The organism is Tepidimonas taiwanensis, from assembly GCF_020162115.1.
GTDB lineage: Bacteria > Pseudomonadota > Gammaproteobacteria > Burkholderiales > Burkholderiaceae_C > Tepidimonas > Tepidimonas taiwanensis.
Genome location: NZ_CP083911.1, coordinates 2,445,045 through 2,467,921 on the forward strand (window position 1 = coordinate 2,445,045; position 22,877 = coordinate 2,467,921).

Genomic DNA, 22,877 nt, shown 5'->3' on the forward strand with positions numbered 1-22,877 from the left:
GTCCCGCCCTACGCGACCGCAACGGCTGCCTGCGCACCCGCTGCACGGGGGCTCGCCGCCGTCGCCGTTTCTGCGGCTTTCTGCGCCCGGTACTCCTCGATCGTCAGGCAGCGCAATCGTGAGTCGCGCCCGCCCTCGTTGTGCACGAAGCCCACGCTGGCGACATACGGCTCGATGATGTGGATCTTCTGCAGTGGCGTAACGATCAGGAGCTGCAGATTGAGCTGCTGAAACAGGCGCAGGCCATACTGCGCCGACTCATCCGACCCGCGCCCGAACGCCTCGTCGATCACCACAAAGCGGAAGGAACGCGAACGCACCGCCCCCCATTCCAGGCCAAACTGATAGGCGAGGCTCGCGGCCAGCACGGTGTAGGCGAGCTTTTCCTTCTGTCCACCCGACTTGCCGCCGGAGTCGGAATAGTGCTCATGCTCTGCATCATCGGCACGCCAGCGCTCGCTGGCGGAGAAGAGGAACCAGTTGCGCACGTCGGTGACCTTGGTCATCCAGCGCCGATCGGCCTCTGCCAGCCCCTCGCGGCCACGGAAGCGGTCGATGATGGCCTTGACCTGCAGAAACTTCGCTTCTGAATACTGCTCGTCGGCCGAACCCGTGAGGGTGCCTTCGGTGCAGGCGCGCAGGGCCTGCTGAAAGTCGCGGATTTCTGCGTCCGGACTGGGGGCTGCGACCAGCGTGATGTAGCGCCCGGGGTTGTAGTCGATGGCGAGCAGCGACTGGTTGATGCGCGCAACGCGCGCCTTGATCTCCTCCCGCTCGCGGGCGAGCTGGGCGTTGAAGTTGGCGATCTCGTTGATGGTGTTGACGTTGAGCAGCTCCTTGAAACGCGCCTCGAAGCGGGGCAGGTCATCGCGCTGGAGCCCGTCGAGCATGCGTTCGTACTCCGGCAGTGCGGCCAGCGCCACGTCCATGTCGACGGTCTCGGCCTTGAACGCCTCCTTGAAGCCGCGCATGGCGTTGATGATCTTTTCGGACAAATGGGTCAGCCGCTTGTCCGCAGCATTGATGCGTTGCTGCAGCCACTGGCGCACCTCCTGCTCGCGGTTGTCGCACGACTCCACCGTGAGCTGATGCGCGCCCAGCGCCTGCGCGCGCCAGGCGTCCAGCCGCTCGATGTGGGCGTCGGTCAGGGGGGCAGCCGCCCACGCCGCTTGCGACTGCTCGCGCTGCGCCTGTGCCACCTCCTGCTTGGTGGCCACCGTGGCGCGTTTGTCGCGTACCGCGTCGCGCTGGCTTTCTACCTCCGCCAAACGCGCCTGCGCCGCCGCGAGCTGCCGGCCCAGCTCCTGCAGCACGTTGGAGGCGGCCTCGAGCCGTGCACGTTCCTCGGTGAGTGCGGCAATCTGGCGAGCCGGGCTCATCCAGTCGAGGTCGGCAAACTGGGTGAACTCCTCCAGCTTGCTGAGCGCCTCCAGCTGGCTTTGCAGTTCGTTGCGTGCCTGCTGAATCGAGACGATGCGCTGCGCCAGGGTCGCCAGCTTGGCTTCCAGCCGTTCGCGTTGATCGCGTAGGGTGCGCAGCTTGTCGGCATTGCTCCAGCCGAGCACGTAGCGGCTGCGGTCATCGATCCGGTGCCGGTCGTCCTTCTCGTGACGCCCGCTCGGGTCCTTGATCTGCCCCGCGCGGGTGATGGCGCGCGCCTCGCGGCGAAACTGCTCGACCGTGTCGCAACAGGCGAAGTCAAAGCGGACCTTGAGCTCCTGCTCCAGCCACTCGTAATGCGGTGAATCCGGCTTGATGACGAGCTTGCGCACGAGCGACTGCGGATGCAGGGCCGCGCCCTGGGCAGCCTTGCGTGCACGCACGTGAAAATAGACCAGCCGCGCGCCCAGGTGCTGACGCTCCACCCACTCGGCCACCGCGGGGTAGTGCGCCTCCGGCACCAGCAGCGACAGGCCAAAGTTGCGCAGCAGCCGCTCCGCCGCCCCTTCCCAATCGCGCTCGTCCTCGCGCACCTGGATGAGTTCACCTGCAAAGGGCAGTTCGTCCTCGGGGATGGCAAGGGCCGCACACAGCGCCTCGCGGATGCGGATCTGGGCGGCGTCGATATTGCTCTTTCGCCGGGCGAGGCTTTCGATTTCCTCCGACAAGGCGCGGTGTTCTTCGCGGCCCTTGCGAAAGACGAAGTCCTCCTCGCGCTCGCGGTTGTCCAGCTCGGCGATACGGCTGCGCAAGTCTTCGGCCCGCTGATGGATGCCCTGCTGCTGGGCGAGGAAGCCCGCCTCGTCAAGGGGCATGGATTCGTCGAGGCGGGCGAGCAGCGCACGGTAACGGTCGGCACGCTGCTGGCGCTGGGCCTTGTCCTGCTCCAGCCGGCGGATCTCCGCCGCCAGCTCTTCCAGACGATTCCCACCGTTGTCGCGCAAGGCCCGCTCCAGCCGGCCGACCTCGACGCGGGCGGCCTCCCGCTCCGCATCGAGCCGCGCGATCTGCGCATCGAGCCGGGAGGCCTCTTCCGCCAGCGAGGACAGCCGCCGCTCCAGCAGCTCACCCTTGAGCCGGGCGAAATACGGCCGGAGCTGGTCGCGCGCCTCGCGCCAGCCCTGAATCTCGGCGGCAAGCTGGGCGTGACGCTGGCCGTCCTCGACCAGGGGGGAGAGCATTTCGACCTGGCGCTTGGCCTTGAGCACCGCCTGATGTGCCCGGTCCAGGTCGTCGAAGTGGCGGATCAGCGCCTCGATGCGGCTTGCCACATCGAAGGGCTCCAGCATGTGCGTGCGCACAAAGTCCGTGAGGTTGCCCACCGACTTCATCGACACGGTCTGGTGGAAGAGCTCCAGCGCCTGCTCGTGCTCGATACCGAAGCGCCGGCGAAACCAGGCCCCATACGGCGGGAAGCTGTCGAACAGCTCGCAGCCCGCGCCGCGCAGCCGCTTGCGTAGCGCGTTGATATCGCTGCCAAAGCCGCTGAAATCGTCGGCGATGGTCAGTGCCCGTTCCGCCGCCACGAACAGGCGCGCGGGCTGGCCCTGCGGGTCCTTGAACCAGAACACCTGGGCCAGCGTCACGGACTGGTCGTAGCCCTCGTTGCGAAAAACGCCCAGGATCACCGAGTAGCTCGACGCATCGCGCAGCGCCACCGGCTTGGCCGTGCCGGTGACCTCGTTGCGCTCGCTTTTGTAGTGGCCCAACACGTAGGAGCGCAAGGACCGCTCGCGGGCATCCGCCCCAGCGGCCTTGTTGTAGGCCACGCGGTGCGCCGGCACGAGTAGCGTCGTGATCGCATCGACCAGCGTGGACTTGCCCGAGCCGATGTCACCGGTCAGCAGGCCATTGCGGCCACCCAGATCGAGCCGCCACACGCGCTTGTCGAAGGTGCCCCAGTTGAGCACCTCCAGCCGCTCGAGTCGAAAACCGACGCGGCTGTCGTCGGCCACGAAATCCAACCCCAGGGTGACGGCTTCAGGCATCGCCCTCCTCCTTGCCCGCGTCCTCCATCCGTGCCGTGCGGTAGGCCTCCAGCCGCGCGTCGAAATCCGCCAGCCACTGGGCATCGACGAAGGCCTTCAGTATGCGTCGCACCTCGTAGAGCCCCCGATCGTGGGCACCGCCCGCCGCGGGCTTGAGCCGGCGCAAGAAACCCAGTTCGACCACCTTGGCAATGGTCGCGTCCACCTGGTCGATCAACCGTGCCTCGTTCGGACCATCGGGCAGGAACACGCGCATCAGCTCGGCAATGTCGTCGCGCGAGAGCACCAGCCGCGTGCCACCGCCGCTGGCGTCGAACTCGGCCAGGCGCTTTCTGAGCAGCGCGAGCATCAGGCTCACCGGGTAGGACAGCGGGCGACGGGCGATGAGCCGGGGCAGGCGCGACGCACCATCGCCCTCGTCCAGGTCTGGGCGGCTCTTGAGGAAGGCGTAGCCCTCGGCCTCATCCAGCATCAGTTCGAGCAGCAGCACGGCGGCTTGCTCGCGCACCCGCGCCTGCAGATCGAGCAGGCTCGCCCACAGCCGCTCGTCATCCTCGCGATAGAGCACGCCTTTGAGCAGCAGCACCATCAGGCGCGACAGCTCGGGCACGGCGGTCGGCGGGCTGGCCGGGCTTTCGACGGGATTGCCGTCGAACCGTTGCAGGCCACCGTGTTCGCTTTCATACAGCGCCTCGTTCACGTTGCTCTCCCCCCTGTTCATCTCACGCTAGCGAGTAAAAATCACCCGCGGCACGCGGGCCTCACGCACCACCGTCTCGCCGGCGGGGCTGCACGCCTGCCAGCGGATCGGTTCGATCACCTCCTCATCGACCAGTGCGCGAAAATCGGCGAGTGTGCCCTCACCCGCTCCTGCGTGGGCCAGCTCCAGATACGCCACCAGCTCCGCCAAGCCCTGGTGCAAGGGTTCCCCTTCCAGCAGCTCGCGCAGCGTGATCTGCGGCTGGCGGCGCAGCGCCCGCTGCACGTTGGCGCGCAGGCGCGCCTTGTCCACCACCACCTGCCCAAAGAGGCGCGCGGTGTCCACGTCGTCCTCGCCCGCCAGCACGTTCAGATCGGCCAGGCGCGGCTTGACGCTGGGGGTGAACAGCGGGCGCTCCAGCGGCAGTTCGATCTCCGCCGCCATCGCGTCCAGATGCATCACCACACCCTTGGGCGGTGCTTCGCGCAGGCCGATCGCCTTGCTCTCGATGCCGCGCAGCAGCTCCAGGATGCGGCGGTGCTCCAGAAAGGCCCGGTCATCGAGAAAGCGGCGCAGCTGCTGTGAGAGCTGCGCCACGGTGCGCTGGGTGTGCTCGCCCGCCTCCAGCCAGTCGAAGTGCACGCGCCGCAGGCGCGCATCGGGCGCGAGCGGGACAACCGCAGGCAGCGCCAACACCTTGTCCAGCCATGCCGACAGCTCCTCCTGCCGACGGCTGGACATCAGAAAATCCCAAAAGGCGCGAAAACTCCGCCCCTGGTCGGAGTCGTCGATGGCGTCGCGCTCGCCCATGATCTCATCGAGCAGCGCGCCCTTGCTGCCCTCCCACAGCGCGATCTTCTCGCGCACCTTGCGGTCGAGCTGGCGGAAGTTGTGCTCCACCTCGCGAAAATCCGCCAGCAGCTCGCGCGCCAGTTGCTGGAACTGTAAAAAGCGGTCCTTGACCGCCGTGTCGTCCAAAAGCGGAACCTCGCCCGCCAGCACACGGGCAATCTCGGCATCCAGCGCGTCCCGCTTCTTGCGCAATTCCGCGACGCGCTGGATCGGATCGTCCTCGGTACCCGCGACGATCTGTTCCAGCAGCGCAAAGAGCGTGAGCAGCCGCGACTCCGTGCCGACGAACGGTCGCTCGGTGAGGGAAACGAGCCAGGCGATGGCCTTCTCGGTGGCAGGCGTCAGGTCGAACTGCGCCTCGTCCGTGCCGGGCTTGTAGAACTTGCGCAGCCAGCCTTTGTCTGGCGCGGCCCAGTCGTTGAGGTACTCCAGCGCGCCCTTGGGATACGCCTCCGGCCCCAGCTGCTCGCGCAGCGCGAACAGCGCATCCTCCAGCGCCTCGGCCAGATCGGCCTCGCTCATCACCCGCACGTTGGGCGCCACGAAGACGCGGTGCAGAAAGCTCGCGATGAGCGGCGCGTGCGGCGACGCCAACAGCCGCCAAGCCGGGTGCCGGTCGCGCAGGTCGATCAAGGTGGCGTGGTCCATCGTCAGCTGCGCAGTCTACGCGACGCTGCGCATCGACCGACAGACCGTGACAGCACATCGACGCGGCAGTCGCTTGCCTGTGGGCCAGGTGCTGGCGAACCGGATGGCGCCAGTGACTCAACCGCAGGACGGATGGATAGAGAAGCCAGCGGGCAGCCAATCCCTCACCCGAGTCACTCCTCGAACAAATCCGCGTGCGTTCCTGCACGCACGAAGATCACCGCGTCACCTTCCAGGCGGTAAATGAGCAGGAAGTCGCCGCCAACGTGGCATTCCCGGTGGTCGGACCATTCGCCCTTGAGCGGGTGATCGAGCCACTCGGGGCCGAGCGGCGCGTCGCGCGCAACAAGCAGCAGCATGACCTCCTTGAGGCGTCTCAGGTCATAGCGACCAGAGCGCGCGAGGCGCTCCCAGTCTTTGAGGAAAGCCTTGGTGTAGTCGCACGCCCGCGGCGGTATGGTCCGCTTGCTATCCGCAGGGGTGTTCCTTTTGGGCGACACCACCACTTTTTTCTTCGAGGTCATGGATGAGCGTGTCTGCGGCGTCAAACCGGAGCGCGCGGGCCTTCATCATGGCGCGGGCCTCCTCGATCGCGGCACGGGTCTGCGCGTTGGGCACCTTCAGCTCCAGCGGAAATGCTTGGTCGTGCACCACGCGCTTGAGCAGGATGCGCACCGCGTCGGACACAGACAACCCCATCGCCGCAAGCGCCTCGCTGGCTTGGCGCTTCAAGTCGTCGTCCACCCGGACATGGAGCATCGTGGAATGGGCCATCTTCAGTTCTGCGGATCGGTGGTTGGCGCGATTGTGTATCGCAAATGCGATACGGTCAAGCCATACTTCATCAGCCCTCCTGATATCCCCCGTCCGTATGGAAACGAAGTGTCGGCTTCGGCCGTCTCCCCCGATAATCCCCGACCATGAACACAACCGCTGCCCCCACCCCGACACCGGGCCTGGCCCGGTGGCTGGCGCTGGACACCAGCACCGACCGGCTGAGCGTCGCCGTGGGGCCAGCGGGCGGGCCGCCGCTGGCACAGTATGAGGGGGCGGGCGGCCCGGAGGCGTCGCGCGCGCTGCTGCCCGCCATCCGCGAGCTGCTGGCGCGGGTGGGGTGGCCGCTGGCGACGCTGGACGGCATCGCCTTCGGACGCGGGCCGGGGTCGTTCACAGGTCTCCGCACGGCGTGTGCGGTGGTGCAGGGGCTGGCGGTTGCGGCGCGCCCTGGTGGCATCCCGGTGTTGCCGCTCGATACGCTGCTGGCCGTGGCGGAGGGAGCACGCGCAGATGACCCCGATCAAGAGGGGGAACCGCACCACTTCCCGCCGGGGGCGCACGAAACCGTGGCCGGATCGACCTTGACGGCCTCGGCGGACCCGCCCGCAGCGGCAACCCGCTGGGGACCCGTCAGCGATTGCCGCCCTGGCGCAACCACAGAAGCCGCCCGCACCACGCCCGCGACCGGTATCTCCTCGCGACACGTCGTGGCTGCGTTGGACGCGCGCATGGATGAAGTCTACGCCGCGACTTACGCTTGGGACCCCGTCGGTGGTTGGCGCGAGCTGAGCCCGCCACGCCTGTACCCCCCCGAGGCGCTGCCAACACCCGATCCCGGCAGCCCACGATGGTTGCTCGCGGGCAACGTCGTCCCGGTGTACGGCACCCGGCTGCCGCTCGCGTGGCAAACCGGCGCGCGAGCGGCGTGGCCGCGTGCGGACGCGCTGCTGCGGCTGGCGGCGGCGGGCGTGGCGGCCAGGCGATGCGTGCCGGCCGCGGCCGCGCAACCGCTGTACGTGCGCGACAAGGTGGCGCTGACGGTGGAGGAACAGGCGGCGCTGCGGGCGCAGCGGGCCGCGGCGTGAAGGAAACCCCGCGATGCTGGACGCCCTCGACGCTCCCACGGCTCCACCGCCCCGCGCCCCCGCCGATGCGGCGCGCCTCGTGTGGCGGGCGATGACGCCGGCCGACATTCCCCTCGTAGCCGAGGTGGCCAAGACCGCCCACGCGCACCCGTGGAAGGCACGGCATTTCGAGGATTCGCTGGTGGCCGGGTATTGGTGTCGGATGCTCACGCTGCGGCCGGACCCGGCGAGCGACCCACGGCACTGGGTGCACGCCCCGCGCACGGCTGAGGGCCACTGGCTGCTGGGCTACCTGGTGGCGATGCCGGGAGTGGACGAGGCGCACCTGCTCGACATCACCGTGGCCCCGGCGCACCGCCGTGCGGGTTGGGGTCGCTGGATGCTGCGGGCCTTGCGCGACTGGGCCGCCCAACAAGGTGCGGCCTGCCTGTGGCTCGAGGTACGTGCCAGCAACACGGCCGCCCGCACGCTCTACGCATCCGAAGGGTGGCAAACCGTGGGCGTGCGCCGCGGCTATTACCCCGACACGGACCAGCGGCGCGAGGACGCGATCGTGATGCGCCGCGACCTGCCCCTCGTGGCCACGGAGGCGAACGGCCGATGACGCTGCCGCGGGCCCTGCCGCATCTGGACGAGCGCCGCACCGCGATGCTGGCGGAGATGGGCGTATCCCCCTGGTGGGCGCCGCGCGCGCTGCTGCCGCGCCCACCGACGTCCGCGGACGCATCCACGCCAGCCGCCCGCGGGACGACGCACCGCCAGCCTCAAGCGGGATCGGCGGCCGCTGCGGCGAGCCCCGCCACCACCGCGGTCCCCGCAAGCGCCTCCCCGGCCGCCGTATCGCCATCCGACGTGCCCACACGCCCCGCCGCTATCCATCCGCCCCTCGCGGCGGATGGCAGCAGCGCGCGGGGAGCGAGCGAGCCCGCTGCCACCACCGCGCGGGGGGTGGCACTTCCAGCGCAGCCGGCCCGATCCGCGGATGTGCACGGGCCAGCGTCCGCTCCCAGCAGGCCATCGGCGCCACCGGCCAATGCGGCGGCGCTTACCGACCCCACACCGGACGCCATCGCCACCCTGGGGTGGGACGCGCTGGAGGCCGCCATCCACGCCTGCCAGCGCTGCGCGCTGGCGCAATGCCGTCAGCGGGCGGTGCCGGGCGTTGGCGACCGGCAGCCGGACTGGCTGATCGTCGGAGAGGCGCCGGGCGAGGAGGAAGACCGGCAGGGTGAGCCGTTCGTCGGGCGCGCGGGCCAGCTGCTCGACCGGATGCTCGCGGCAATGGGCCTGCGCCGTGGTGAGGGCGTCTATATCGCCAACGTCATCAAGTGCCGCCCGCCGCGCAACCGCAACCCGGAGCCGGAGGAAATCGCCCGCTGTACGCCGTACCTGCTGCGCCAGATCGCGCTGCTGCGCCCGCGCCTCGTGCTGGCGATGGGACGCTTCGCGGCGCACACGCTGCTGGCCGAAGGCGGCTGCGACAGCCCAGAGGCGCTGCTGCGCACGCCGCTGGGGCGGCTGCGCGGGCGCGTGCACCACGCCCGGCTGGGGGAGCAGACGCTGCCGGTGATCGTCACCTACCACCCGGCCTATCTGCTGCGCAGCCCCGCCGAAAAGGCCAAGGCCTGGGCCGACCTGTGCCTGGCGCTGGAAACGGCCGATGGGCTCGGGGCGCGCGGCTAGCGGGCCACGCCACCGGCGGCAAAGCCCCGCGCGCCGGTGCGTTACGATCGAAAGTCCCGGGCGTCCATTACGGTAGAGAGGGGCTCTTGACGGATCCGGTACGAAGAGGTTTTTGACGCTCCCGCAGCGTTATGCGCTCGCAACACAAGCGGGGGGATTCAGGACAAAACCGCGCCGGCGCAATAGCCCCCCACCGTGCCAAGCACCGATCCCTTCACAGGCGTCCCTCTTCCACCGCGTGGCAGGCGACGCGCACACCGCCGATGGCGCGCAGCACCGGCCGCTCGGCGCTGCAGCGCGCATTGGCGTGCGGGCAGCGCGGGTGGAAGGCGCAACCGCTGGGCGGGTTGAGCGGGTTGGGCACCTCGCCCTGCACGGGCGTGCGCGCGCGGCCGGTGTCGTGCAGCTTCGGGATCGCGTCCAGCAGCATGCGCGTGTACGGATGGCGTGGCTGCGCAAAGAGCGTGTGCTTGTCGGCCAGCTCCACCAGCCGCCCCAAGTACATCACGCCGACGTGGTCACTGACGTGGCGCACCACCGCCAGGTTGTGGCTGATGAAGAGGTAGGTCAGTCCCTGCTGGCGCTGCAGGTCTTTCATGATGTTGAGCACCTGCGCCTGCACCGACACATCCAGCGCCGAGGTCGGCTCGTCGCACACCAGAAAATCCGGCCGCGTGGCCAGCGCGCGCGCGATCGAGATGCGCTGGCGCTGCCCGCCGGAGAACTGGTGCGGGTACTTGACCATGTCGTGCGGGCTCAGGCCCACCGAGCGCAGCAGCTCCCCCACGCGCTCGCGCAGCGCCGCCGCGTCGGTCATCAGCCCATGCTCGCGCAGTGGCTCGGCGACGATGTCCTCCACGCGCCAGCGCGGGTTCAAGCTGGCGTACGGGTCTTGGAAGATCATTTGGATGCGCCGGCGCAGCTGGCGGCCTGGCGCGCTGGCGTACGCCGCGTGCGCGTCCTGCCCGTCGAACAGAAAACGTCCGCGCGTGGGGGTGTACAGGCCCACCAGCAGGCGCGCGACGGTGCTCTTGCCGCAGCCGGACTCGCCCACCAGCGCCAGCGTCTGACCGCGCGCGATCTCGAAGCTGACGCCGTCGACGGCATGCAGCAGCTGGCGCGGCTTGCGCTCCAGCACGCGGTTGAGCCACGGCACCGACACGTCGAAGGTGCGCGCCAGGTCTTCCACGACCACCAGCGGGGCGGTCGCACCGGCTTGCGCCGCGCGAGGGGCGGCGTTTTCCATCACAGCGGTACTCATCGGGTCATCTCCGCGGCAGCCGGGGTCGCGTCGGGCGTGGCCGACTCGTGCAGCCAGCACGCGGCGCGGGTGGCGCCGGCCGGCATCAGGTGGGGGCGCTGGTCGTGGCAGCGCAGCATGGCCTTCTCGCAGCGCGGGTGGAACGCACAGCCGCGCGGGATTTCGGTCAGGCGCGGCATGGCACCGTCGATCTGGTGCAGCCGCTCGCGCTCCATCTCCATGTCCGGGATGCAGCGCATCAGCCCCGCCGTGTACGGGTGCGCGGGGTGGTGGATGACGTCGTGCACCGGCCCGATCTCGGCCACGCGGCCCGCGTACATGACGGCCACCCGGTCGCAGGTCTCGGCGATGACGCCCATGTCGTGCGTGACCAGCATTACGGCCGCGCCGCGCTCGCGGCAGATGCGCTTGAGCAGCGTGATGATTTGCGCCTGGATCGAGACGTCCAGCGCCGTGGTGGGCTCGTCGGCCACCACCAGCTGCGGCTCGGCGGCGAGCGCCAGCGCGATGACCACCCGCTGGCGCATGCCGCCGGAGAACTGGTGCGGGTAGTGGTCGATGCGCTGCTCCGCCGCGGGGATGCCGGTTTCCTGCAGCAGCCGGATGGCGCGCGCGCGCGCCTCGGCAGGCGAGACGTCCAGGTGCGTCAGAATCGTCTCGGTCAGCTGCTGGCCGATGGTGTAGAGCGGGTTGAGCGAGGTCAGCGGGTCCTGAAAGATCGCGCCGATGCGCCGCCCGCGGATGCGCCGCATCTGCGCGGGCGGGAGGTGGTCGATGCGCTCGCCCTGCAGGCGGATCTCGCCGCCGGCGATGCGCCCCGGCGGCTCCAGCAGGCCGATGATGGCCGCGCCGGTGAGCGATTTGCCCGCGCCGGATTCGCCGACGACGCCCAGGATCTCGCCCGGCGCGATGTCGAACGAGACGCCGTCGAGCGCGCGCAGCACGCCGCGGCGGGTGGGAAATTCCACGACCAGGTCTTTGACTTCGAGCAGTTTGTCCATGTCGGTGGCCTCCCCGGGGTCAGCGCAGGCGCGGGTTGAGCGCATCGCGCAGCCAGTCGCCCAGCAGGTTGACGCTAAGGGCAATGAGCACCAGCATCACGCCGGGGAAGATGGTGATCCACCACTCGCCGGAGAACAGGTAGTCGTTGCCGATGCGGATCAGCGTGCCCAGCGACGGCGACGTCGGCGGCGCGCCGACCCCGAGAAAGCTCAGCGTCGCCTCGGTGATGATGGCGGTGGCCACCTGGATCGTGGCCAGCACCAGCACAGGCCCCAGCACGTTGGGCAGCACGTGGCGGCGCATGATGCGCAGCGGCGACACGCCGATGACGCGCGCCGCCTGCACGTACTCCTTCTGCCGCTCGACCAGCGTCGAGCCGCGCACCGTGCGCGCGTACTGCACCCAGCCGGTCAGCGTGATCGACAGGATCAACACGCCAAAGGCGAGCGTCTCGTGCGCGTTGGGAAACAGCGCCCGCCCGACCCCGGCGATCAGCAGCGCGATCAGAATGGCCGGAAACGACAGCATCACGTCGCACAGGCGCATCAGCACGCCGTCCACCCAGCCGCCCAGAAAGCCCGCCAGCAGGCCCAGCGTCACGCCCAGCAGCACCGACAGCACCACCGAGGCCAGGCCGACGAACAGCGAGATACGCGCGCCGTAGATCAGCGCCGACAGGATGTCGCGCCCCTGGTCGTCGGTGCCCAACGGGTACTCCCATCGCCCCTCGGGATACCACGCCGGCGGCAAGCGCGCACTGCCGAGGTCGAGGCTCGCCAGATCGAACGGATTATGCGGCGCCACCCAGGGCGCGAACAACGCCGCCAGGCCGCACACGAGCGCGATCAGCGCCGCGACGATGGCCGTCGGTGACGACCGAAAGCTGTAACCGATGTCGCTGTCCCACCAGCGCATCCACCAGGATTGGGTCAACATATCCTTCCTTTGTGAGGAGGCATCGCCGTCAGTGGCCGCCGGCCTTGTCGAGGCGCAGGCGCGGATCGACGGCGAAATACAGCAGATCGACGATCAGGTTGATGACGACGAAAATGAGCGCGATCAGGCACAGGTAGGCCGCCATCACCGGGATGTCGGCGAACGTCACCGCCTGGATGAACAGCAGCCCCATGCCGGGCCACTGAAACACCGTCTCGGTGATGATCGCAAAGGCGATCAGGCCGCCAAGCTGCAGGCCCGTGATCGTCATCACCGGCACCAGCGTGTTCTTCAGCGCGTGGCCGAAGTGCACCGCGCGGTCGCTCAAGCCCCGAGCGCGCGCGAACTTGATGTAGTCGGTGCGCAGCACCTCCAGCATCTCGGCGCGCACCAGCCGCATGATGAGGGTGAGCTGGAAGATCGCCAGCGTCACCGCCGGCAGCACCAGGTGGTGCCAGCCCTTGGCCGTCAGCAGCCCGGTGGTCCACCCCCCCAGATCGACCACCTCACCGCGGCCGAAGCTCGGAAACCACCCGAGGTGCACCGCGAACACGAGGATCAGCAAGATGCCGATCAGAAACGTCGGCAGCGACACCCCGAGCAGCGAGATCGTCATGAACACCTGGGCGAGGAAAGTGCCGCGGCGCAGCGCCGCGTACACGCCCATCGGGATGCCGACGAGCAGCGCGAGCGTGGCCGCGACCAGCGCCAGCTCCAGCGTCGCGGGAAAGCGCTCGGCGATGAGCTGCGCCACCGGCACGCCCTGGTGGATGCTCATCCCGAAATTGCCCTGCAGCGCGTGCCACACGAAGCGGCCGAACTGCACGTAAAACGGCTGGTCCAGCCCCAGCTCGGCGCGCGCCTCGGCCACCTGCTCCGGGGTGGCGTCCTGCCCCAGGATCTGCAACACCGGGTCACCGACGTACTGAAACAGCATGAACGCGACGAAGGCCACGGTCAGCATGACCAGCGCCGCTTGCGCCAGCCGGCGCAGAATGAAAGCCAACATGCCAGCACTCCAACGGGCGGCACTGCCGTGCCGCCCGTCCAAAACGGTGGGCGCCCTGCCGCGCACCGCTGCCACGAAGGGCAGACGACAGCGGCCGAGCGCGGATCAGCGCAACCTCAGTTGACCTTGAGCACGCGCCAGTCGATGCGGTTGTCGGCGCGGTGCACGACGTCGATCGACTTCTTCATCGCCCACGGAATGATCTGGTTGTGCAGCGGGATGTGCGCCACGTCGTCGTTTTGCAGCTGCAGCGCCTCGGTCAGCAGGCGCGGCCGGATGTACGGGTCGGTTTCCGTCTTGGCGCGGTCGATGATCGCGTCCATCTTCGGGTTGCTGTAGCGGCCCACGTTGTAGTTGCCGTCACCGCCCGGCCCCGGTGTGTGCAGCAGCGACTGCAGCGTGTACATCGCATCGAATGTGGGCACCCCCCAGCCCAGCATGTAAATGCTGGCCTCGTAGCGCTGGATCATCGGAAAGTACGTCACCAGCGGCATCGTGCGCAGCTTGGCCTTCACGCCGATCTTGGCCCACATCGCCGCCACCGCCTGGCAGATCTGCTCGTCGTTGATGTAGCGGTTGTTGGGACAAGCGAAGTCGACCTCGAAACCGTCCTTGTAGCCGGCGTCGGCCAGCAGCTTCTTGGCCGCCTCGACGTCGTATGGATAGCGCTTGTGCACCGACTCGCTCCAGCCCGCCACCTGCGGTGCCACGAGGGCACCGGTGGGCTGGCTCAAGCCGCGCATGGTCACGCGCCGGATGGTCTCGATGTCGATCGCCTGGTACAGCGCCTTGCGCACGCGCACGTCCTTCAGCGGGTTCTTGCCCTTGACGTTGCTGCCCGGCAGCTCGTCGCGGTGCTGGTCCATACCGAAGAAGATGGTGCGGTTTTCGACGCCGTCGATGACCTTGAGATTCGGGTTGTTGCGCAGGCGCGGCAGGTCCTGCGGCGTCGGATCGAGCACGAAGTCCACCTCACCCGACAGCAGCGCGGCCATGCGTGTGGCGTCCGACTTGATCGGGTTGTAGACGATCTGCGTGACGTTGGTGTCGAGCTTGCCCCAGTAGTTGGGGTTGCGCTCCAGCACGATACGCTGCTCGGGCACCCACTCTTTGAGCACGTAGGGGCCGGTGCCGTTGGCGTTGCGGTGCGCAAAGGTCTCTTCCGTACCCTTCATATCCTTGGGCTCGATGGATTTGTTCTTTTCCGCCCACGCCTTGCTCATCATGCGCAGCTCCGTGAGCTGGTTGAGCAGCACGGGGTTGGGCCCCTTGGTGAAGATGTCGACGGTGTGCGCGTCGACCTTGACCACCTTGTCGATGCCCTGCGTGTAGATGGTGAAGTTGGACGTCTTGGCCATCGCGCGCTGGATCGAGAACACCACGTCGTCCGCCGTGAACGGGCTGCCGTCGTGGAACTTGACCCCCTTGCGCAGGTTCAGGCGCAGCTGCGTCGGGCTGACCTCGCGCCACGACTCGGCCAGCACCGGTTCGACCTTGAAGGTCTTGCTGTTGTAGTACACGAGCGACTCGTACACCGCGGCGTGGATGCCGTTTTGCAGGCCATTGTTCTGCGTGTGGATATCCCACGTCGTGATATCGCCCGCGCTGGACCACTTGAACGGCTTGGCGTGCGCGGCGGACAGGCCCAGCGCCAGCGCGGCCCCGGCGGCCAACAGCATCGGCTTCAGGCGAAAACGGGTGTGTGCCATGCGAAAACCTCCGAATATGAACATCCCGTTACTATGCCCGAGTCGCCGGGCCGTTTCGGCACGGGTTTACCCGTAACCCCAACCCTCGCGGGAGATACGCCGCACCACGCCCGCCGAGCATGTCGTCCCGACGACACACGGGATGTGCCGCCGATGCGCCGCGAACGGGCCGTTACGCCGGCTCGCCCAGCGACACGCCGATCTGGCGCGCGGCGCGCAACAGCGGGTGGTCCTGCGGCACGCAGCGGCTGCCGTGCGCGACGGCCGCCAGCGACACGCTGGTCAGCCGCCCTTCCTGCAGCGTGACCATGCGGTCGAACGCGCCCTGCATGACGAGCTGCGCGGCCTCGTTGCCGAATTGCGTGGCCAGCACGCGGTCGAACGGCGTGGGCGCGCCGCCGCGCTGCACGTGACCGAGGACGGTAGCGCGCACCTCGACGTCGAGCCGCACTTCCAGCGCTTCGCGCAGCGCGTGTGCGACACCGCCGAGCCGGATCGGATCGGGGCTGTCGGCGATGCGCCGCTGCACGGTCAGCTCACCGCCGATCGGCTTGGCCCCTTCGCCGATGCAGATGAGCGTGTAGCGCTGGCGCTGCGCGCGCGCGCGGCACACCGCTGCGACCGCCTCGACGTCGTAGTCGATCTCGGGCAACAAAATGACATCGGCCGCGCCGGCCAACCCCGCCTCCAGCGCGATCCACCCCGCGTAGCGCCCCATCGTTTCGACGATCATCACGCGCCCGTGGCTCTCCGCGGTCGTCTGCAGCCGCTCGATGGCTTCGGTCACGGTGGCCACCGCCGTGTCGAAGCCGAAGCTGCGCTCGCAGCCCAGGATATCGTTGTCGATGGTCTTGGGCACGCCGACGATGGGCAGCCCGCGCTGGCTGAGTCCGTGCGCGATCGCCATGCTGCCGTCACCGCCGATCACCACCAGCGCCTGCAGACCGAGCGCGCGCGCGTGCTCGAGGACGCGCGCGGTGTCGGCCTCGCTGCGCAGCGGGTTGGCGCGGTTGCTGGTCCCGAGGATCGTGCCGCCGCGCATCAAGATGCCGCTGACCGACTCCCACGTCAGCTCGCGCACGCGCGGCGCGGCTTCCATCAGGCCCGCAAAGCCATCGGCGATGCCGATGACGGTGGCACCGCACTGGCGCATCAGCGACTTGGCCACCGCGCGGATGACCGCATTGAGTCCGGGGCAGTCGCCGCCGCCGGTGAGGATGCCGATACGCAACGCCATGGGAGTCTTACGTGAAGAGTTCGTGGAGGGCCGCTGGATGGGTCACGGTTGGGAGCGCGGCCACAGCGCCCACAGCTGCAGCGGCTGCTTGAGCCCCGCGGCCAGTGTATAGGCGCCGTCGCCCCAGCCGGTGAAGAAATCGGCCCGCACCGCGCCGACGATGGCGCTGCCCGTGTCCTGCGCCAGCACGAGCCGCTGCAGCCGCGCCACCGGGCCGCTGGACACCAGCCACAGCGGGGTGCCGTAGGGGATCGCGTCGCGGTCCACCGCGACCGAGCGCAACGGCGTCAGCGCCACACCCTGCGCCCCGCGCGGGCCGAACTGCGCGTCGAGCGCCGACAGCGGCTCCTCGCGGAAAAAGACCACGCGTGGGTTGGCCCACAGCAGCTCGTCCACGCGCTGCGGGTTGGCCGCGGCCCAGGCACGGATCGCCTCCCAGGTGCCGTCGCGGATCTCGCCGCGCTGCAACAGCCAGCGCCCCACGCTCTGGTACGGATGCCCGTTGGTGGCGGCAAATGCCAGCCGCACGTAGGACACGCGCCCGTCGGGCTCCTGCACGCGCAGCCGTCCCGACCCCTGGATCTGCAGCAGCAGCGCGTCGAGCGGGTCGGCCAGCCACGCCAGCACCGGCAGCTGCGCCTGCACGGCCGGGTCGGTGTCGATCTGCTGCCGCGTCCACAGCGGGCGGTTGCCGGCCGCCGCCAGCGCACCCGGCGGCGCGTACAGCGGCACGCGATGTGTCGACGTGCGCACGCGGCTGGCATCGAATTCGGGTTCGTAGTAGCCGGTCAGCAACCCGGGGCGGTTGTCGCCATCGGCGGCGAGCACGCGGTACGGCTGCAGCCGCCGCATCACCCACGCATGGCGCGCGGCCTCGTCGGCGAGCGTGAGCTGGCGCACCTCCGCGCACAACGCGGTCCAGGGGGCCACGGGGCGCTCGCAGCTGCGCAGCCACGCGTTCCACGCCTCGTGCAGCGCGTCGCGGCCCCAGCCCGGCAGGTCGCGCCAGCGCACCGGCTGCCATAGCGCCGTCCCGCGCCGCAGCGGGGGCGGCAGCGCGGCGGCGTCGGCCGAGAGCCACACCGGCGCGTCGGGCGTCACGGCCGGCTCGCCCGCTCCATCGACCAGCGCCAGCAACGTGCCTGCGAGCGGGGCCGGGGCAGGGGGCGGGGCCAGCGGCGATGGCGCGGGAGGAACCGACGCCGCCGAAACCGACTCCACCCCGACGGTCGGCGCGGGCCCGCCCGCGCTATCCTGTGGCGGGGGCACGCTGGCGCAGCCGCCGAGCCCGGCGAGGAGCGCGAACCAACCGGCGCACACGCCGACAAACGCCCACGGTCGCCCGCGGCCCCGCCCGACTTTGTCAAGCCCCCGTTCGATTGCGCTGCTCATCCGATGACCCTGCTGCTGCTCGAAGCGCTCGGCGCGCTGCTGTTGTTCGTCTTCATCGTCTGGTGGACCATGTTCGCCGGCCGCCGCCGCGGCGAACCGCCGGACGCCGCGCCCCCGCCCCCGCCGCGCACACCCCGCCCGCCCCCGGCGCCGCGCCGGCGGACGACCGCCCGCCGGGCTGAGCGGCGCTCACAGGCGCCGGTGCTGCAGCGCGGGCAGGCGCTGGCGCACGTCGAGCAGGCGCGCGCGGTCGATCTCCGCGATCACGACGCCCGGCCCGGTGGCCTGCTGCGCCAGCACGACCCCCCACGGGTCGACCACCATGCTCTGGCCCCAGGTGTGGCGGCCATTTTCGTGTACGCCGCCTTGCGCGCTGGCGATGACGTAGGCCTGGTTCTCGATCGCGCGCGCGCGCAGCAGCACCTCCCAGTGCGCCTGCCCGGTGACGTGGGTGAACGCGGCCGGCACCAGCAGCACGTCGGCGGCGAGCTGCCGGTACAGCTCCGGAAAACGCAGGTCGTAACACACGCTCAAGCCCACGCGCCACGCCACCCCGCTGCGGTCGGTCAGCGTGAACGCCACCGGTTGGTCGCCGGCCTTGAGCACGGCCGCCTCGTCGTACCCCTGGCGGCCGTCGTGGAAGCGAAAGAGGTGGATCTTGTCGTAGCGCGCGACGCAGCGCCCCGCGGGGTCGTACACCAGCGAGGCGTTGGCCGCGTGCTGCGGGTCGTCGGTCGCCAGCGGTACCGTGCCACCGACGATCCACAGCTTGAGCTCGCGCGCGGTGTCGGCCAGAAAATCCTGCACCGTGCCCAGCCCCGGCGTCTCCGCGATGAGGAGCTTGTCGGCGTCGCGCTCGCCCATGAAGCAGAAATACTCGGGCAGCACGGCCAGCTCGGCCCCCGCATGGCGCGCCTGGTCGAGCAGCTCATGCGCCTGCGCCAGGTTGCGCTCGATGCTGATGCCGGAGACCATCTGAATGGCGGCGACTTTCATGGGGTGCGCTCCGAGGGGGTGGCGGGGTTTTGCGCGTTCGCGGGGTTGTCCGCTGTCGCGGGTTTTTCCGCAGTCGGTATCGTACTCGTACGCGCAACGCGCTCCACCTGCGGATCGGCCCACGAGCCGGTGATGCGAAACGTCTGCGTCGCGGCGGCCTGCAGCGGCTCGCGCAGCAGCCACTGGGCGAGAAAGCTGCCCAGCCCCGTGACCGGGTTGATCATCGTCGCCACCAGCGATGCGGTGCCGGCGTTGAGTTCGGGTACCACCACCGCGGTGAGGTCCTGCGTCTCGCGCACGAGATCGGCGCTGCCTTCGATCAGGACCGCGGCGCTCACGCCCTTCATCTGCAGGTTGTTGGTGCTGGCCACCCCCTGCGCCAGCCGCGCGTTGCCGCGCACGAAGTCGAACGCAAACCCCTCGCTGAACACATCGCGGAAGTCGAGCACCAGCCGCCGCGGCAGCGACTGCAGGCTCAGCACCCCCAGCAGCTTGGCGATACCAGGATCGGCCTTGAGAAACTGCCCGCGCTGCACGTCCAGCGCCAGCTCGCCCGACAGGGTCGGCGTGTGCAGCGCCAGCGGCGAGCCGAACCAGCCGATCGATCCCTCCAGCCGGCCGCGCCCGCCGCGCAGCACCCCGGCGAAGCCAAAGCGCTCGAGCAGCGCCCCGGCGTCGTCGATGTCGAGCCGCACCTGCAGCGCCGTGCGGCGGGCGCTCGCGGCCTGGCCCGGCGCGGTGAGCGCGGGTGACGCCGGCGCCCAGTTGCCGCTGGCGGTCAGGCGCGCCTCCGGCACCGTCAGGCGCAGCGATTGCAGCCGCCACTCGCGCACCGTCGTCGCCCCCTGCAGCGCCTCGCGGTTGCTGGCCTGGATGTCCAGCCGCCCCAGGCGCCGCCCCGCCAGCTCGAAGTCCTCCACCACGACGTCCAGCGCCGGCACGGAGCGCGGCTGCGCGGCCAGGCGTTCGACATCCTCGGCCGCACTGGGCGGCAAACGCAAGCGCGCCAGCCGCGCCATCACCCGCTCCTGCGCCCCGGCGCGGTACTCCACGTACCCCTCGAGCTGCTGCGCGGTCAGCGTCAGCCGCCAGTCATCTCCGCGGCGCGTGCCACCGGCGACAACGGCGTCGAACGGGCGCGCCCCCAGCACAAGCCGATCGACCACGACACCGATATCGGTGGGCCCGTACAGGTCCGGCCGGATCGCCCTGGTCGCGTCGCCCCCGACACCACCGCCGGCGTCGAGCGCCGCCAGCCAGGCGTCGGCGTCCAGCGCCGGCACCTGCAGCAGCGCGAGCACCCCCGCCTCCGGCCAGTCCGGCAGCGGCGCCCCGAGCGCGAGTCGGCCACGCCGCACGCGCGTGCTCGCGCCCTCGTGTTCGCGCTCGTACTCGGCGCGCACGGCGGGGGCCGACCCGTCGGGCTCCAGCGCCAGCCACAGCCGGTCACGCGTGCGCGCGCCGTCCGCGGACGGGCGCGGCAGCGGCTCCGCCCCGACGCGCAGCCGCCAGGCCGCCGCCTCCGGCTTGGCCAGCGGCGCCGGCAGCGCGAGCGCCAGGCCGCGCAGGTCGCTGTCGAAGCGCCACTCGACCCCGTCGGGCCCGGCGCCAACCGACAGCGTGTACGCCGCCGCGCCCCGGGCGTGGCGCCCGAGCCAACGCGCCCATGCCCAGTCGCGGCTCGCGGCCAGGCCCGCGGCGCTCACGCTGCCCTGCCCCTGGAAGCGCAGCGTCGGGACTCCGTCGCGCTGGGTCATCCCGCCCCCGAAGCGCAACTCGCCGCCGAGCACGCGCGCGCTCATCGCGCCGAGACGAAACCCCTGTTCATGGAAGTCGAGCGTGCCGCGCACCCCCTCCAGCGTCGGGACGTCCGGTCCCAGCGACACGTCGTTGCCGCTGAAGCGCACCTGGCCCTGCACCTGCGTGCGCGCCGCGTCATCCAACGGCAGGCGCAGCTGCAGCGCGACGTCCACCGCGCCGCTCAGGCGCGCAGCGTCCAGCGCCCCCGCCGTCATCTCCCGCAGCGGCGACGCGGCAACGAAACGCAACGCCTCCTCTCCCGGCCCCCGGACCAGGCCGTCGACCCGCAACTGCGGGGCGTCGGCCATATAGTCCGGGATGACGGCGTTCGCCTGCTGCACACGCAGCGTCGGCTGATCGGCGGCGCGCCCGGTGGCGCCCCGGATCTCGAGGCGCGCGCCGTCGATGCGCAGCTCGCCGCTTACGTCGTCGAGCGCGGGCCAGGGCACGGCGTCGGCGCCGAGCAACGCCCGCGGCGCATAGTCGAACGCCACCCCCTGCAGCTGCGCCCGCACCTCGAACTGGCCCTGGCGCGCTTCGGCAAAGGGGAAGTCCCACAGGTCGCCCTCGACGCGGAAGGTGGCCTCCCGGGCGCGGCCGGCGCGAATCGCCGCCTTCAGGTACGCCCGGGTGTCGTCCCCCACGGTCAGCGGCAGGTAGCGCACGACGCGCGCCCCATCGGCCCGCGTCAGCCGCACGTCCAGCGACAGCACGCCGGGGAAGCGGTCGCGCGCGCTGCTGCGCGCCGGGTCGGCGGTGCGCCAGCGCAGCCGGCCATTGCCGGCGGCGTCCGCATTGGCAAACGCCAGCCGCGGCACGTCGACCGTGATCGCATCGCCCTGCACGGTCCAGCGCAGCTCTGCCGACAACTCGTCGAACGGCAGGCGCGGCTCCTCGAACACGCCAGGAAAGACCAGCGCCCCGCGGTGCAGCGCCAGCGTGGCCTGGCCGCCGCGCTCGTCGAAGTCGAACTCCGCGTCCACCCCCTCCAGCCCCGGGCGACCGTACGCCGTCCCGTCGGTCGGCGCTGCCGGCGCGTCCCCCGGGCGGATGCCGAGCCCGCGCACGCGGCCGCGCGCAGCCCACGCATCGCGCCCGCCGGGCTGCGCCGCGGCGGACCAGCGCAGGGTCAGCCCCTCCGCCACGCCCGTGGGCTGCGCCGACTCCGCCCAGCGGTTGACCGCCTCGCCCACGGGCAGTACGCGCGCCAGCCGCTGCAACACGCCGAGATCGAGCCGGTCCGACGTCAGCGTCCACCGGCGCAGCCCGCCGTCCGGTGCCAGCGTGTAGGCAAAGCGCACGTCCCCCCGCGGCCACGCGCCCCCATCGGCCGTGGTGATCGTCAGGCCCTGGGTCTCCCAGGTGGTGGTGTCGCCGTCGCGTTGCACCGCGAGGCGCCCCGCCACGTGCGTGACCGCCAGCGGCTCCACCGTCGGTCCCACCGAAGGTACCCAGACGATGCGCGCATCCTGCCAGTGCACGTCGGCCGTCGCGCCCAACCACTGGCCGCGCCGGATCTGCGCCCACAGGCGCAGGGCCCCCGCGGCACGCAGCTCCCGCACGCCCCAGTCCGCGTCCAGGTCGACGTACTGCCCCAGCCGCGCCGCGTCCAGCCAGGGGGCGAGCAGAAAGACCTCGCCCGACCAGTCGCGCCAGCGGCCCTCGTGCGTGGCCCAGAACGGCTGGGTGAAACGCCCGCGCAGGCTCAGGCGCTCGCCCCAGTCGGCCGGCGGTGTGGCGTCGAGCCGGAACTCGTGCCGCAGCCCCGGGTTGCGCAGCACCAGATCGACGTCGGTCAGTTCCAGCGGCGGTGCGCCGGGGCGCTGCTCGTCCACCCAGCGCAGCGTGCCCCCCCGCAGCGCAAACTCGCGCTGATCGAACAGCCAGTCCGCCGCCGCGCTGTCGCCCTGCGTGTCCTGCACGGCGATCCCGGCGACCTGCAGCCGCCCGTCGGCCAGGCGGCGCACCTCCAGCGTCGGCCCTTCGACGACGAGCTGCTCCACACCGAGCCGCGCCAGCGACGCCACCGACAACGACGCCAGCACGCGCGGCAGGTGCAGCGCCTCGTGGCCGGCCGCGTCGTGCAGCCGCACATCGCGCAGCGTGAACGCCGGCACCGCGCCGGTGGTCGTGGCCTCGATCGCCCCGATACTCACGCGCACCCCCAGCGCGCGTGTGGCCACCGCCTCCAGCGCCGGGCGCCACGCGTCGGCACGCGGCACAATCCACCCATGGAGAACGCCCCAGGCGGCGAGCAGCACGGCCCAGGCCAGCACCGCCAGCGCAAGAAGCAGACCCGATCCCCACGCCAGCAGGCGCAGCCGTCGCGGGGCGGTGGAGGAGGCGGGCGTTGGAGTCACAC

At 70.6% G+C, this 22,877-nt stretch carries 17 protein-coding genes; 3 read left to right on the forward strand and 14 right to left on the reverse strand.

The window, feature by feature from the left end; all coding sequences use genetic code 11:
• Window positions 1-8: 8 nt before the first annotated feature.
• The 5 genes from LCC91_RS11570 to LCC91_RS11590 all read right to left on the reverse strand — a co-directional run bounded on the left by LCC91_RS11570 (window position 9) and on the right by LCC91_RS11590 (window position 6,402).
• Window positions 9-3,428 carry an ATP-binding protein gene (locus LCC91_RS11570; protein WP_043702339.1) on the reverse strand — a complete coding sequence of 1,140 codons (3,420 nt, stop codon included), beginning with the start codon at window positions 3,426-3,428 and terminating at the stop codon, window positions 9-11.
• Window positions 3,421-4,149, reverse strand: coding sequence for a DUF4194 domain-containing protein (locus LCC91_RS11575; protein ID WP_082007652.1), 729 nt, complete (start codon window positions 4,147-4,149; stop codon window positions 3,421-3,423). Before LCC91_RS11575 ends, LCC91_RS11570 begins: the two co-directional genes overlap by 8 nt.
• Window positions 4,150-4,155: 6 nt before the next feature.
• Entirely contained in the window at window positions 4,156-5,628 is a 1,473-nt protein-coding gene (locus tag LCC91_RS11580; RefSeq protein WP_043702336.1) for a DUF3375 domain-containing protein, read from the reverse strand.
• 173 nt (window positions 5,629-5,801) lie between these two features.
• Entirely contained in the window at window positions 5,802-6,152 is a 351-nt protein-coding gene (locus LCC91_RS11585) for a type II toxin-antitoxin system YafQ family toxin (RefSeq protein ID WP_052231671.1), read from the reverse strand.
• Window positions 6,097-6,402: a type II toxin-antitoxin system RelB/DinJ family antitoxin gene (locus LCC91_RS11590; protein WP_043702334.1), complete on the reverse strand. Its 306-nt coding sequence runs from the start codon at window positions 6,400-6,402 to the stop codon at window positions 6,097-6,099. Before LCC91_RS11590 ends, LCC91_RS11585 begins: the two co-directional genes overlap by 56 nt.
• A 146-nt stretch (window positions 6,403-6,548) precedes the next feature.
• Here LCC91_RS11590 and tsaB point away from each other — a divergent pair, with 146 nt between their 5' ends.
• The 3 genes from tsaB to LCC91_RS11605 are packed head-to-tail and all read left to right on the forward strand — an operon-like array spanning window position 6,549 to window position 9,173.
• Window positions 6,549-7,490: a tRNA (adenosine(37)-N6)-threonylcarbamoyltransferase complex dimerization subunit type 1 TsaB gene (gene tsaB, locus LCC91_RS11595; RefSeq protein WP_052231670.1), complete on the forward strand. Its 942-nt coding sequence runs from the start codon at window positions 6,549-6,551 to the stop codon at window positions 7,488-7,490.
• A gap of 13 nt (window positions 7,491-7,503) precedes the next feature.
• Window positions 7,504-8,094, forward strand: coding sequence for a ribosomal protein S18-alanine N-acetyltransferase (rimI, locus tag LCC91_RS11600; protein WP_082007651.1), 591 nt, complete (start codon window positions 7,504-7,506; stop codon window positions 8,092-8,094).
• Window positions 8,091-9,173, forward strand: a complete 1,083-nt coding sequence (locus tag LCC91_RS11605) for a uracil-DNA glycosylase (RefSeq protein WP_082007650.1) — start codon at window positions 8,091-8,093, stop codon at window positions 9,171-9,173. The genes rimI and LCC91_RS11605 overlap by 4 nt, the downstream gene beginning before the upstream one ends.
• A gap of 214 nt (window positions 9,174-9,387) precedes the next feature.
• Here LCC91_RS11605 and LCC91_RS11610 read toward each other — a convergent pair whose 3' ends face one another.
• The 9 genes from LCC91_RS11610 to LCC91_RS11650 all read right to left on the reverse strand — a co-directional run bounded on the left by LCC91_RS11610 (window position 9,388) and on the right by LCC91_RS11650 (window position 22,875).
• Window positions 9,388-10,434 carry an ABC transporter ATP-binding protein gene (locus LCC91_RS11610; protein ID WP_224440938.1) on the reverse strand — a complete coding sequence of 349 codons (1,047 nt, stop codon included), beginning with the start codon at window positions 10,432-10,434 and terminating at the stop codon, window positions 9,388-9,390.
• Entirely contained in the window at window positions 10,431-11,435 is a 1,005-nt protein-coding gene (locus LCC91_RS11615) for an ABC transporter ATP-binding protein (protein ID WP_143898078.1), read from the reverse strand. The genes LCC91_RS11610 and LCC91_RS11615 overlap by 4 nt, the downstream gene beginning before the upstream one ends.
• Window positions 11,436-11,454: 19 nt before the next feature.
• Complete coding sequence (locus tag LCC91_RS11620; RefSeq protein ID WP_043702328.1) at window positions 11,455-12,372, reverse strand: ABC transporter permease; 918 nt, start codon at window positions 12,370-12,372, stop codon at window positions 11,455-11,457.
• A gap of 28 nt (window positions 12,373-12,400) precedes the next feature.
• Window positions 12,401-13,381, reverse strand: a complete 981-nt coding sequence (locus LCC91_RS11625; RefSeq protein ID WP_043702325.1) for an ABC transporter permease — start codon at window positions 13,379-13,381, stop codon at window positions 12,401-12,403.
• A 116-nt stretch (window positions 13,382-13,497) separates the two neighbouring features.
• Window positions 13,498-15,060, reverse strand: coding sequence for an ABC transporter substrate-binding protein (locus LCC91_RS11630; protein WP_143898106.1), 1,563 nt, complete (start codon window positions 15,058-15,060; stop codon window positions 13,498-13,500).
• Between the two features lie 202 nt (window positions 15,061-15,262).
• Window positions 15,263-16,321: a 6-phosphofructokinase gene (locus tag LCC91_RS11635; protein WP_143898105.1), complete on the reverse strand. Its 1,059-nt coding sequence runs from the start codon at window positions 16,319-16,321 to the stop codon at window positions 15,263-15,265.
• 48 nt (window positions 16,322-16,369) lie between these two features.
• A complete protein-coding gene (mltA, locus tag LCC91_RS11640; protein ID WP_318010114.1) occupies window positions 16,370-17,548 on the reverse strand; it encodes a murein transglycosylase A in 1,179 nt (392 codons plus the stop codon).
• 360 nt (window positions 17,549-17,908) lie between these two features.
• Window positions 17,909-18,715: a carbon-nitrogen hydrolase family protein gene (locus LCC91_RS11645; RefSeq protein ID WP_043702318.1), complete on the reverse strand. Its 807-nt coding sequence runs from the start codon at window positions 18,713-18,715 to the stop codon at window positions 17,909-17,911.
• Complete coding sequence (locus LCC91_RS11650; RefSeq protein WP_143898514.1) at window positions 18,712-22,875, reverse strand: YhdP family protein; 4,164 nt, start codon at window positions 22,873-22,875, stop codon at window positions 18,712-18,714. Before LCC91_RS11650 ends, LCC91_RS11645 begins: the two co-directional genes overlap by 4 nt.
• Window positions 22,876-22,877 lie beyond the last annotated feature (2 nt).

What these genes read in the sequence shown, in the direction of transcription:
- LCC91_RS11615 (WP_143898078.1), bottom strand. Translation starts at nt 11,435, where the DNA reads ATGGACAAACTGCTCGAAGTCAAAGACCTGGTCGTGGAATTTCCCACC.
- LCC91_RS11570 (WP_043702339.1), bottom strand. Translation starts at nt 3,428, where the DNA reads ATGCCTGAAGCCGTCACCCTGGGGTTGGATTTCGTGGCCGACGACAGC.
- LCC91_RS11605 (WP_082007650.1), top strand. Translation starts at nt 8,091, where the DNA reads ATGACGCTGCCGCGGGCCCTGCCGCATCTGGACGAGCGCCGCACCGCG.
- rimI (WP_082007651.1), top strand. Translation starts at nt 7,504, where the DNA reads ATGCTGGACGCCCTCGACGCTCCCACGGCTCCACCGCCCCGCGCCCCC.
- LCC91_RS11580 (WP_043702336.1), bottom strand. Translation starts at nt 5,628, where the DNA reads ATGGACCACGCCACCTTGATCGACCTGCGCGACCGGCACCCGGCTTGG.
- tsaB (WP_052231670.1), top strand. Translation starts at nt 6,549, where the DNA reads ATGAACACAACCGCTGCCCCCACCCCGACACCGGGCCTGGCCCGGTGG.
- LCC91_RS11645 (WP_043702318.1), bottom strand. Translation starts at nt 18,715, where the DNA reads ATGAAAGTCGCCGCCATTCAGATGGTCTCCGGCATCAGCATCGAGCGC.
- LCC91_RS11590 (WP_043702334.1), bottom strand. Translation starts at nt 6,402, where the DNA reads ATGGCCCATTCCACGATGCTCCATGTCCGGGTGGACGACGACTTGAAG.
- LCC91_RS11620 (WP_043702328.1), bottom strand. Translation starts at nt 12,372, where the DNA reads ATGTTGACCCAATCCTGGTGGATGCGCTGGTGGGACAGCGACATCGGT.
- LCC91_RS11575 (WP_082007652.1), bottom strand. Translation starts at nt 4,149, where the DNA reads ATGAACAGGGGGGAGAGCAACGTGAACGAGGCGCTGTATGAAAGCGAA.
- LCC91_RS11585 (WP_052231671.1), bottom strand. Translation starts at nt 6,152, where the DNA reads ATGACCTCGAAGAAAAAAGTGGTGGTGTCGCCCAAAAGGAACACCCCT.
- LCC91_RS11625 (WP_043702325.1), bottom strand. Translation starts at nt 13,381, where the DNA reads ATGTTGGCTTTCATTCTGCGCCGGCTGGCGCAAGCGGCGCTGGTCATG.
- LCC91_RS11610 (WP_224440938.1), bottom strand. Translation starts at nt 10,434, where the DNA reads ATGAGTACCGCTGTGATGGAAAACGCCGCCCCTCGCGCGGCGCAAGCC.
- LCC91_RS11630 (WP_143898106.1), bottom strand. Translation starts at nt 15,060, where the DNA reads ATGCTGTTGGCCGCCGGGGCCGCGCTGGCGCTGGGCCTGTCCGCCGCG.